The following is an 11,900-nucleotide window of genomic DNA, read 5'->3' as shown; positions in this document are numbered from 1 at the left end:
AAAATAAAGAGTAGAAGGAACTAATTCCCCAGATAGTCCAAGTATATAAATTCCAAAAGTTAGCGTGAGCTTTTCTCTCGTGCTCTGCACATGCAGAATTAGAATAACGATATCAATTTTTTGCATAATAAACCCACTTACAAATTAATGCAAATGAGATACTGTACAGACTTTATATTTTCTCCGAAAACAGATACGAGCGAAACGCTCGCACCTTCTTGACAAGCTCGGACTAACAGGGGATCTAGATCGGATCGGGATAAATACCCTATAAGACCCTTTATTATAGCTCTATTATTCCATTTTATTCTCTACATGTACCTATTTATCTAACGATAAGGTCTCTTGCCTCCAAGTAAAAACATAACTTCTCCACACTCAACATTCAATTCACCCATTTACAAGACAATGACTTTCTTATGAATCTGATTAACTAACACTTGAACTTGACAGATTTGACAACATGAATTTAATTCAATATTAATTAACTTTACTTAATTTAAATCCACTACAGTAAAAAAGTCAAGAAAATAATAAAAACAAAATGAAAAGAGCCGCTTCAATAAAGAAACAGCCCTATCACCTAACCAACTTTAGTCCATTTGGTGCCATGACAGCTTGGACATGGTGGAAGAGTATCAGAATTATCATCCAATCTGATTATCTCTCCACATTTTACGCATTTATAGCGTCCTTTTCCAGGTTTTTCTCCTGTAGTGTACATATTAATATATTTAAAAGGTTAAAAACTAGCTTCAAAACTAAATTAAGTATTGAAACATTACTTACTACGTTTTTTTGTTGGACCAACTTTTATTTTCTCAGTTACAGTAGTAGCTGGTCTTCTTGTAGCTTCTCTTTCAGGGACAAATTGTCCAGTTCGAGCATCTCTGACTCTTGTAGATGTTTTACTCATGATTTTTTAATATTTAATTATAAAACTGTTCTCACCTATTACTTAACCGAGCAAAATAAATTTTCGTCAGTGACGAAAAAAAATAATATCCAGTTAATTTAATAATGAAAGTATGTGCATGGATAAAGACAATGAAATATTAGAACAATTGAATGCAATACCCGAAAGGGAATGGTATGAAGTTGTCGATAAGTTGACTACCTACATCCATTTTAAACTCAAAGGACGCACCCTGTTTGGAGCTCACTCTGAACAAAATTTAGGTGTTAATCCTATAGATTTCTACATTGATGAAGCTATAGGAAAACTATTCAGTTTAGAATGGAAGTGGCAATTTAAAAAGTATTCACTACTCGAACAGCTTCAAAGAATTGTTGGTAGTATGATTTCAAACAATGTAGAAAAATATAAAACCAAAAAGAAACCTATTTCTCTAAAAGAGGAAGAGCAGTTAGCTGTACTTGCGGAAAATCAATTTGATGATGAATCAAGTGAAGATTACGATATATTTAAGGAGGCATTAGAAAAATGCTCGAAAGATGATGAAGAGTTACAGTTATACACAATGGCTCTTGACGAATGTAATTCTTTCGATGAAATGGTCAAGGTTTTAGGGTTTGAGAAAAAGAAACTGTATTCACTCCAAAAGAAAATGACCAGAAGAGTATTATCGTATTTAGAAACTAAAAAAGAGCTGACAAGATGAAAATAAAAGCTAATAAAATTGATAAATTCTTTGAGTTGTCTAATGAAGCTTTTGAATCAGATAATGAATCAGTTTATGAAGATTTAGGAATTTCAAAAGAAGATTTTTTAAGCAATAAACTAAAAATGATTAAACGATTAAAGTTGAAATCTAGAGCTCAAATTAATAAAGCAAAGAATGATAGTTTGCTTGAGATTGCTTTACAAAAAGTTCAAAGCATAATTAATTCTGCAAATGAAGGTGTTAAAGAAGAATTAGAGAGGTTAATTCTTGCACGTTCACCACAATTTCAATTTCGAAATATTGAAAAGTTAGAAAAAGATGATATCAAAGAACTATTAGGTGATCTTGATGTAATTGATATAATTGAAGACTTAGAAAAGAACGATAATGCCAATCAATAAAGGAGCAATTGCTGCAAAAAAAATCATAAATGAATTTGGTCTTGAGAACCCACAGGATTTTTCAATAGAAGAATTGATTTATGCAAGAGATATAATTTTTGAGGAAAAGAAAATTTTAAATTCTGACGGTCGCATTGTTTTTGGGAAATCAAAAACTAAAATTTCGATCAATTCAGAAATAAAATATTCTGGTAGACGCCGATTTACTTTAGCTCATGAACTTGGACACTTTGAACTACACCACAATGAAAACACTCACTTAGAAGATAATACATTGACTTTAGATTATTTTAAATATGGCGGACAAGAATATGAAGCAAATCAGTTTGCAGTTGAACTCTTAATGCCTAGTGCTTCTTTTGTCTCTTTTACAAAAGGGAAACAATTTTCTCCTGATCTACTTCGTGAAATTGCAGAACATTTCCAAACAAGCTTAACTTCTGCAACTTTCCGATATTTAGAAATTGGTCAGCATCCTATTTCACTTTTTCATTGCAGAGACAAAAAGGTAATCTATTGGAAGAATTCTCCTGATTATTATCGTAGAATTAAAGATATCACAAAGCTTCAACCTCCTACGGATTCAGTTGCAATGGAGTTTTTTAATGATGGAACAATCTATAGAGAAGAAGACTCAGCACAAGAAATTTACAAATCCACTTGGTTTGAAACTGATGAATATGATAATGAGGACGAATACTATGAATATGCAATTGTGACAAAAGATTATAATACTGTTTTAAGTGTGGTATGGGAGGATTAATTGAACTCAACAAGCTTTAATACCTCTAAACAAACCAAGGTATTTTCATAGATATCAAAACAATAAGCAAACAACTAAGAATACTAATATCAAAATACAATGTTATGACAAAATTTTATAATGACTATTTAGGTTTTCAGGAATTGTCTATAGATGATACTTTGATTAAAGTATCTGATCTAGTGGCATTAATTGAAGACAGTGAATTCAAAGATCAATTATTTAAATTGTTTGATATCGAATCTATAAAGAATGATACTCTTTGCATTCCAGGTTTAAAGAAAATTGTAGACTCCATAATTACACGAGATTTAGAATATGAAAAAGTTGATGTAGACTGTCATATTTCAGATGTTTCTTGCGTCGAAATGATAGATAAAAATACTGTCAAATTAAGATTTTATTTCCCAGATACTGATGAATATCTTGAGGCTAATACAGCTTATAGCTCTAAACGAGATTATTTTGAATCTCATTACAAGTTAGACAGGTTTGCTAATTTTTGTATTACCCAAGGGCATTTTGATCTATTACAAGAAAATATCAACTACTTAAACGAAAAGTATCAAGACTCTGATTCTTGTACCAAGAAATTCAGACTGCTAAGAGATAAATGTGATGATTATTTTGTACGAGGAATAACTTCTGTCAAAGCTTATAATGATTATAATATTAGGTTTTCATTATTTGTATCGGTAATTGCTATTCATAATGCAATGAAGCGAAATAATTACACCTTTAAGATAACTGGTTGTGAGTATAGTGAATCTTTTATTCGACTCTATTTCCAAAAAAATAGCCCGACTATTATCCCGGAGATAGGTGAATTGAATTTTGTTCTAGAAATGTCTAATGATGAAATTAAAAGAGAAGCATTCAAGTTCTCTGGGTTATTTACCATTGAGACTTTTAAAAAAAAGACAAAAGTCTTACTTAAACCGAAAAACATAAAGAACAAATGGATTTCTATACAGCATAACTTTCTACCCTCTACAGTGACTGAGCAATTAGAAATGTTGTCCGACTTTATTGCGAATGCAGAAAAAGAAATGAAAGAGGACATTTTAGAGCTTGACAAGATTGAAAATCCTGATTACTTACGCTTTTTCTTATTAAGGAAAATTGAGAAATCAAATAATCCACAGTTAGGTACTTATAAAAAAGCCATTAAAGAAAAACTTGACACCAAAATTGGGCGAATATCTGACTTAATTATCCTAATGGGTAAGATTGATGAAATTGTATTAGATTTTGATTTAAAAGAATATTTAAGATACCTATTTTATGATGTTTTAAGAGATAAGAAAAAGAAATAAACGTTTGTATTTAAAACCAATTCATGCAATTACAGATGCTCAAACATGAATCCTATTGAAGTACCAGCAATATTTAAAAAATTTGTTTACGATAAATGTATCCAAAAAAATACGAAGAATTAGTTAAAAAAAGATACCCTTCAACCTTTGATTACATATCAATACTACTTGAAGAATAATACACATTATATGGAAAAAATTGTAGAAGAAATATTTCAAGAAATAAATGATTATAGAGTTGAAGATAATCATGAAATTAAAAGTGAAAATATAATTACCTGGGTTAATCAATTTGATGAAAAAGATAGGGAGTTTATACTGAGTGAAATGTTGAATATATTTAAGAATAGATATTGTACTAAAAAAGAAGGAATATCATTTCTTAAACAAACAATCGATTATTTGACAGACTACTTTAAATATGATAATACAAATGATTTTCTAAATGAGACAGAATTTTTGTCACTACAAGAAAATGGGAAAAGTCAAATGAAATTCCTTGAGCTTTTAAAAAAAGTCTTAAAAGATGATTATTCATATGATTATGAAACAAGAAATATTAAAACCATAAAAAATTATTTATATATAGATGATATTTTATGTACAGGTAATACATTGTTTCAGGACATTAATGAATGGCTACTTGAAGATTTAAATGGTAAGACGAGATATCAAGTAATAAAGGATAATAATTCACGTATTGTATTCTCTTATATTTTTCTACATCAGAAAAATTATTTTAAAAAAATATATCAACTCAAATACAAATTTGGTAGCGAAATTGGTGACTTTCTGACAATGATACGCTGGGTTGGAATTGATAACGCGTCAAATAAATCTTTTTCAAAATGTCAAATTGTAAAACCAATTAAGGAACATGTATCTGAAAATGTATCTGAATACAAAGATCAAGTAGTAAGTGCTGTAGATGAATATGTAAATGGCAAATATGAAACAGAAGATGATTTTTACAGAGAATCCACTGTCCCAATAAAGGAAGATTTCTTTACTTCTAAAGAGAATAGAATACGTTTTGAAAACATCGTACTTGAAAAAGGAATAGAAATATTAAAAAACACAGGCAACGTAAACAATCAACAAATGAGAGCTTTAGGATACTCTCTCCCATCCCATAAAGATTTTGGATTTGGCGCACTATGTTTTACTTGGAGGAATGTGCCAAATAATACTCCACTTGTATTTTGGTATTCAGGTGGTGGATTTATTCCTCTTTTTGAAAAACATTCGCAAGTACTGGATTTTAGCGATATTATTGCATCTTTACTACGATGAAAAAATATAGTATACGAAAATATATAAAAAACGAATGTTGTTGTTTTAGTTCTACGAAAAAAGAATTCGGAGGCTTATCTAATATGTGTGCTGGATACAATTTAGTAATAAATCAAACAGAAATTTTAACATCAGAAGCATTATATCAAGCTTTACGGTTTTCAAATTATCCTGAAATTCAAGAAGAAATATTAGCCCAAAAAAGTCCAATGTCTGCAAAAATGGTAAGTAAGAAACACATTAATAATTCTAGAATTGATTGGGAGGAAATAAAAGTGGATATTATGCGATGGTGTTTAAAGGTCAAACTTTCACAAAACTTTCACAAATTTGGATTATTACTAGAAACAACTTATCCAAAACCTATTATAGAAATATCTAATAAAGATGCATTTTGGGGAGCTAAAAAAGAGATAAATACTGATCTGATAATTGGAATAAATGCACTTGGACGCCTTTTAATGGAGCTTCGTTCAGTATATATCTCAGAAGATAAATATTCATTATTAATTGTACCTCCTTTGGATTTAACTGATTTTAAATTACTCGGTAAACAAATTGGTTTTATAGATTCTAGAGAAAGGTTTATTGCACAAATTGTAGATAATACCAATAACTAATTAGATTAATGTCGTTTTAAAACTTAAGTAATAAAAGGTAATATCTTTTTTCATTCTAAGTGGGCACAGGTTTTTAATGTTCTTTTGCGAGTAAAAAAAAGAAAGCGGCAACAAAATCGGCAACACATAAAAACAACAAAGCCGTAATTCGTTATGAATTACGGCTTTGAAAATTTACTTAGAGGTCTCTGGCGGATTCGAACCGCCGTGGATGGTTTTGCAGACCACTGCCTAGCCACTCGGCCAAGAGACCCTTTCCTCCTTAAGAGCGATGCAAAGATAAGTAATAAAGAAAATACTTTACAAACTTTTTTACGCTTTTCTCTCATTTTTTTTAACCGACTTCTGCAGCTAAAAGAGAATCAAAAACTTATCGGCTTAAAGTTAAACTCACTTTTTCGATCTGTCCGCCCATTGGGGGGTTCATTTTCGAAACCTTAACAGTAGCGTGCTCCAATTCGGGGAATTTAGCGTAAAGCATATCCAATAAACGCTGAGCCACATGTTCCAAAAGATGAGATTTGATCTTAAACTCTTCCTGAATCATCTCGTAAGCGCGTTGATAATTGAGTGCATCGGTAATGGCATCCGAAGCCGCTGGTTTCTCAGCATTATACTCCATGCGCACATACACAATAAACTTATTACCCACCACCTGCTCTTCTACAAAACAGCCGTGATAGCCGTAAAATTCCAATCCTTCTAATTCAATAATTCCCTTCATGATTCTTGTACTAATTCACGGCGAATATAAAAACAAATTTCTAAATGCCGGATTCAAATTCAATCTCTCGTGCAAATTCGTGTGTGAGTGACTGTTTTATTTAGTGAAAATCTCTACTTTTGTCAGTTCGAACCTCTTATATCTGAAATTTGACAACCAAACGGTTTCTATCGGGTATAAAAGACAAAAGCAAGGCGAGATTCTAATGAATCTCAGGCAATACATGTATCATCTAAAATAGAATGAAGTATGGATAACAAGACTATGAATGAGGAGAATACTAAGGATGCAAAATCTCTGAATTTTATCCAGCAGATCATTGAAGAAGATCTGAAAAATAAGGTCAATGATGGTAGAGTACACACCCGTTTCCCTCCGGAACCAAACGGTTATCTACACATTGGTCATGCAAAAGCAATCTGCCTAAACTTCAGCCTTGCCCAACAATACCAGGGAAAATGTAACCTACGTTTCGACGATACCAATCCTGTAAAGGAAGATACCGAGTACGTAGACTCAATAATGGAAGATATTAAATGGTTAGGTTTTAAATGGGATGGGGATCCTTATTACACCTCTGATTATTTTGAGCAGCTTTACGATTGGGCTGTAAAATTGATTAAGGATGGTAAGGCGTATGTTGACGATCAGTCTGCCGCTCAAATTGCAGAGCAGAAAGGCACACCAACAAGCCCGGGAACCGAGAGCCCTTTCCGTAACCGTAGCGTTGAAGAGAATTTAGATCTTTTTGCTCGAATGAGAGCTGGTGAGTTTAAGGATGGTGAAAAAGTGTTGCGTGCCAAAATTGATATGGCATCGCCAAACATGCACATGCGCGATCCGTTGATGTATCGTATTATGCATGCACATCACCACCGCACGGGTGATGCCTGGTGTATTTACCCAATGTACGACTATGCTCACGGCGAGTCGGATTATTTGGAGGGAATCACCCACTCGATCTGTACGCTTGAATTTGAAGTTCACCGTCCGCTTTACGAATGGTTCGTAAACAATATTACAGATACGGAATACAAGCCTAAACAGCGCGAATTTGCTCGTTTGAACCTGAGCTATACCGTAATGAGTAAGCGTAAGCTGCTTCAATTGGTAACAGAGAAGCATGTGTCGGGATGGGATGATCCCCGAATGCCAACCATTTCAGGTTTGCGTCGCAGAGGTTATACGCCTAACTCTATTCGCAATTTCGCTGACACCATTGGTGTTGCCAAGCGTAATAATGTGATTGATGTTTCCGTTTTAGAACACTGTGTTCGTGAAGATTTAAACAAAACAGCACCTCGTGTTATGGCTGTTCTCGATCCTGTAAAATTGGTTTTAACCAACTACCCTGAGGAACAAGAAGAATTCTTAAGCATCGAAAACAACCCTGAAGATCCGGAATCCGGTTCACGTGAGATTCCATTCTCAAGAGAATTGTATATCGAGCGTAATGACTTTATGGAAGATGCGCCTAAGAAATTCTTTAGAATGACTCCGGGTCGCGAAGTGCGTCTTAAAGCAGGTTATATTGTGATGTGTGAAAAAGCGGTGAAGGATGCTGATGGCAACATCACTGAAATTCACGCAACATACGATCCATTATCAAAATCAGGTAGCGGAACCGAAGAAAGTAAGCGAAAAGTAAAAGGAACACTTCACTGGGTTTCGGCTAAGCATGCCGCTAAAGCTGAGGTGAGAATTTACGACCGTTTATTCAACGACGAGGCTCCTGACGGACATAAAGACAAGGATTTTCTTGAATTCATAAACGAAGATTCATTACAAATTCTTGATAACTGTTTTGTAGAGCCAAGCTTAAAGAATTCAAAAGCGGAAGATCATTTCCAATTCACTCGCTTGGGTTATTTCTCTACCGATAAAGATAGCACCGCTGACAAATTGATTTTTAACCGTACCGTTTCGCTTAAAGATTCATGGGCTAAAGCAAATAAAAAATAGAGATTTCACCTCATACTATATTTAAAATCCGGTCGAACGATCGGATTTTTTTATTTAACCCCCTTCCCAAAACAGCTTTGGGTAGAGGATAAAATCTTGTCCTGAGCAACGACTTTCTCTCTCAAATTCCCTAAATGGAAGTCTTTGAAATTCAACCTCCTTTTAGGGCAGCTTTAAAACTGAATTTCATTTTTAATACGCTAATAACTTTGGGATACCCTCTTGGCTACAATCTTTAATTGACAAAAAAAGGACGTTCGATATGAACGTCCTCTCTTATTTTATTGTTCTAATTGTTTAGCCACATTTAGAAGTTCCGCATGACTGGCAAATCAAGCAGCCCTCCTGATAAATAATATGTTCTGAACCACAATCGGTACAGGTCATCCCTTTGGCTTTAGTTCCATTAGGAATATATTTCTTAAGTGAACGCTCAACACCATTTTTCCAGGTATTGATATTTTCGCTATCCAACTGCAAACCTGAAACCAAATTCACAACCTGCTCAATTGGCATACCATGACGGAGTACCCCTGAGATCAATTTAGCGTAGTTCCAGAATTCTTTGTTGAATTTGTACGACAGACCTTCAAAAGTGGTTTTAAAGCCACGTTTATTGCTGTATTGGAAGTCATATCGGGTATTGCCTTCCTCATCCTTACGCTTCAGAATAAACCCTTTGTTTACCGACTTAGGTAATAAGATTCCTTCTTCATCGTCCTGGATACCCGTAAAGATTTCATAAGGTTGTCCTTTATAAAGACCAATAATCGCGATCCATTTCTCCTTATTATTCTGGAAACGTACTACTTCAGCCTCCAATTCAGCAGGACGTTTTTCTGGAAGTCCCTTCTCGTCTTCTTTCTTATCATTAGAAATTAAAACTCCCGAACGGGAACCATCACGATAAACAGTACAACCTTTGCACCCGCTCTTCCAGGCTTCAACATAAAGATCGCCAACAAGCTCTTCAGAAACATCGCTTGGTAAGTTAACCGTTACACTAATTGAGTGATCAACCCATTTTTGAATACGGCCTTGCATTCGTACTTTTTGCAACCAATCGACATCATTCGATGTGGCTTTATAGTAAGGCGATTGTTTAACCAACTCATCAATTTCTTCATCTGTAAAATGGCGTGCAGTTTCAATACCATGGGCTTCCATCCAGGTCACAAATTTATGGTGGAATACCACAAACTCTTCCCAACAATCACCAACCTCATCCGTAAAGTCAACACGAACATCTTTATCGTTAGGATTCACTTTTCTACGACGCTTGTATACGGGTAAAAATACGGGCTCGATACCTGATGTTGTTTGTGTCATCAAACTGGTTGTACCCGTTGGTGCAATCGTCAAACAAGCAATATTACGACGACCATATTTCACCATGTCCTCATACATCTTAGGATCAGCTTCCTTCAAACGTAAAATAAATGGATTTTTACTTTCTCTTTTAGCATCGAAAATGGTAAATGCACCACGATCTTTAGCCAAATATACCGAAGCACGGTATGCTTCAACAGCAATTACTTTGTGAACTTCTTCTGAGAAATCAGTAGCAGCTTCGGTACCGTATTGCAAGCCCATAGCCGCAACCATATCGCCTTCAGCTGTGATACCAACACCGGTACGTCTTCCCTCCTTAGCCTTAGTCTTAATATTATTCCAAAGATTACGCTCAACACGTTTCACTTCAGCATCCTCAGGATCATTTTCTATTTTTTCTATAATCGCATCAATCTTCTCCAATTCAAGATCGATAATATCATCCATGATACGTTGAGCCATTCCAACATGCTTCTTAAACAGATCGAAGTTGAATTTGGCCTCAGCTGTAAACGGGTTCTCTACATAGCTATAAAGATTGATCGCCAACAAACGACACGAATCATATGGACACAATGGAATCTCACCACAAGGATTTGTCGAAACCGTACGGTAACCTAAATCTGCATAACAGTCAGGCACGGATTCTCTTTCAATCGTATCCCAAAATAAGATTCCCGGCTCTGCCGATTTCCATGCATTGTGAACAATTTTCTTCCACAACTTACCCGCATCAATATCTTTTGTATATTTTGGGTTTTCAGCATTAATTGGGTATTGCTGCGTATAATTTTTTCCTTCAAGAACCGCCTGCATAAACCCATCGTGAATTTTCACAGACACATTCGCACCGGTTACTTTTCCCTGCTCCATCTTCGCATCGATGAATTCTTCTGAGTCAGGGTGCTTAACAGATACACTAAGCATTAAAGCTCCACGACGACCATCCTGAGCAACTTCGCGAGTCGAATTTGAATATCGTTCCATAAATGGTACAATACCTGTCGAAGTTAAAGCCGAATTCTTAACCGGTGAGCCCTTTGGACGGATGTGTGATAAATCATGACCAACACCCCCACGACGTTTCATCAATTGCACCTGCTCCTGGTCAATTTTCATGATGCCCCCATAAGAATCAGAGTCCCCATTATTTCCAATCACAAAACAGTTCGACAAAGAAGCAATCTGGAATTTATTTCCAATACCAGACATCGGGCTCCCTTGAGGTACGATGTATTTAAAGTCCTTCAGAACAGCAAAGATTTCGTCTTCAGAAAGTGGATTGACATACTTTTTCTCAACACGTGAAATTTCACTAGCTATACGATGATGCATATCATCGGGTGTCTTTTCGTAAATATTCCCAAATGAATCTTTCAAAGCATACTTGTTCAACCAAACACGTGCAGCTAATTCATCACCTTTAAAATATTCAAGTGAGGCTTGAAAGGCTTCTTCGGAATCAAAAGTTTGTTGCTGAACCATCGTCTCTTGTTTCTTGTCTTTAACCGTCATGATAACTATTAATTGTAGATTTATCGTTTTATTATTTTACATAAAACAGACGATGCGTCGTCTTTTCCCATTTTATGCTTCACGATATGCAATTTAGTTATCGTTTTTCAAACCAGCAATACCAAAATAAAGAAAACAATAAAAGTTATCCACAATAAACTGTTAATTTACTAACTGTTAGATAATTATATTTTAGCGTTTTCAGAAAAGTTTTCCAAAAAAGAAATATCTAGATATTAACATACAATCCAAACATGCTGAAAATAGAGCGTTTGGAGCGCTTCCCAGATGAAAAACCTATTGAAAATAAAATATAATGTAGAATGGATTAGCTAAAGAGCTGAAAGTG

Annotated in this window: 10 protein-coding genes and 1 tRNA gene; 7 read left to right on the top strand and 4 right to left on the bottom strand. The window is 34.5% G+C overall.

From position 1 onward, the window contains the following. Positions 1–583: 583 nt before the first annotated feature. Positions 584–724, bottom strand: coding sequence for a zinc ribbon-containing protein (locus EV201_RS13790; RefSeq protein WP_130308229.1), 141 nt, complete (start codon positions 722–724; stop codon positions 584–586). Positions 725–1,034: 310 nt separating this feature from the next. Here EV201_RS13790 and EV201_RS13785 point away from each other — a divergent pair, with 310 nt between their 5' ends. From EV201_RS13785 to EV201_RS13760, 6 genes are all read left to right on the top strand, one after another. After that, on the top strand, positions 1,035–1,622 hold the full coding sequence (locus EV201_RS13785) for a hypothetical protein (RefSeq protein WP_130308228.1): 588 nt from the start codon (positions 1,035–1,037) through the stop codon (positions 1,620–1,622). Then, positions 1,619–2,026, top strand: a complete 408-nt coding sequence (locus tag EV201_RS13780; protein ID WP_130308227.1) for a hypothetical protein — start codon at positions 1,619–1,621, stop codon at positions 2,024–2,026. The genes EV201_RS13785 and EV201_RS13780 overlap by 4 nt, the downstream gene beginning before the upstream one ends. Continuing rightward, positions 2,013–2,789, top strand: a complete 777-nt coding sequence (locus tag EV201_RS13775; protein WP_130308226.1) for an ImmA/IrrE family metallo-endopeptidase — start codon at positions 2,013–2,015, stop codon at positions 2,787–2,789. The genes EV201_RS13780 and EV201_RS13775 overlap by 14 nt, the downstream gene beginning before the upstream one ends. A gap of 104 nt (positions 2,790–2,893) precedes the next feature. Beyond that, positions 2,894–4,105, top strand: a complete 1,212-nt coding sequence (locus tag EV201_RS13770; protein ID WP_130308225.1) for a hypothetical protein — start codon at positions 2,894–2,896, stop codon at positions 4,103–4,105. A 189-nt stretch (positions 4,106–4,294) separates the two neighbouring features. After that, positions 4,295–5,398, top strand: a complete 1,104-nt coding sequence (locus EV201_RS13765; RefSeq protein WP_130308224.1) for a phosphoribosyltransferase-like protein — start codon at positions 4,295–4,297, stop codon at positions 5,396–5,398. Continuing rightward, a complete protein-coding gene (locus EV201_RS13760; protein ID WP_130308223.1) occupies positions 5,395–6,018 on the top strand; it encodes an NADAR family protein in 624 nt (207 codons plus the stop codon). Before EV201_RS13765 ends, EV201_RS13760 begins: the two co-directional genes overlap by 4 nt. 182 nt (positions 6,019–6,200) lie before the next feature. Here the strand turns inward: EV201_RS13760 and EV201_RS13755 are convergent. Both EV201_RS13755 and folB read right to left on the bottom strand, forming a co-directional pair. After that, positions 6,201–6,271, bottom strand: a tRNA-Cys gene (locus EV201_RS13755). Between the two features lie 117 nt (positions 6,272–6,388). Then, positions 6,389–6,742 carry a dihydroneopterin aldolase gene (gene folB / locus EV201_RS13750; protein WP_130308222.1) on the bottom strand — a complete coding sequence of 118 codons (354 nt, stop codon included), beginning with the start codon at positions 6,740–6,742 and terminating at the stop codon, positions 6,389–6,391. A 249-nt stretch (positions 6,743–6,991) separates the two neighbouring features. On the opposite strand from folB, the gene EV201_RS13745 reads away from it, so the two are divergent. Beyond that, on the top strand, positions 6,992–8,704 hold the full coding sequence (locus tag EV201_RS13745) for a glutamine--tRNA ligase/YqeY domain fusion protein (protein ID WP_242610496.1): 1,713 nt from the start codon (positions 6,992–6,994) through the stop codon (positions 8,702–8,704). A gap of 297 nt (positions 8,705–9,001) precedes the next feature. Here the strand turns inward: EV201_RS13745 and EV201_RS13740 are convergent, their stop codons facing one another. After that, positions 9,002–11,551, bottom strand: a complete 2,550-nt coding sequence (locus EV201_RS13740; RefSeq protein WP_130308221.1) for an adenosylcobalamin-dependent ribonucleoside-diphosphate reductase — start codon at positions 11,549–11,551, stop codon at positions 9,002–9,004. Between the last annotated feature and the right edge of the window lie 349 nt (positions 11,552–11,900).

The sequence above is a fragment of the Ancylomarina subtilis genome (assembly GCF_004217115.1).
GTDB classification, from domain to species: domain Bacteria; phylum Bacteroidota; class Bacteroidia; order Bacteroidales; family Marinifilaceae; genus Ancylomarina; species Ancylomarina subtilis.
Note: the sequence above shows the minus strand (reverse complement) of the source record. Positions and strands in the feature narration are given on the sequence as shown.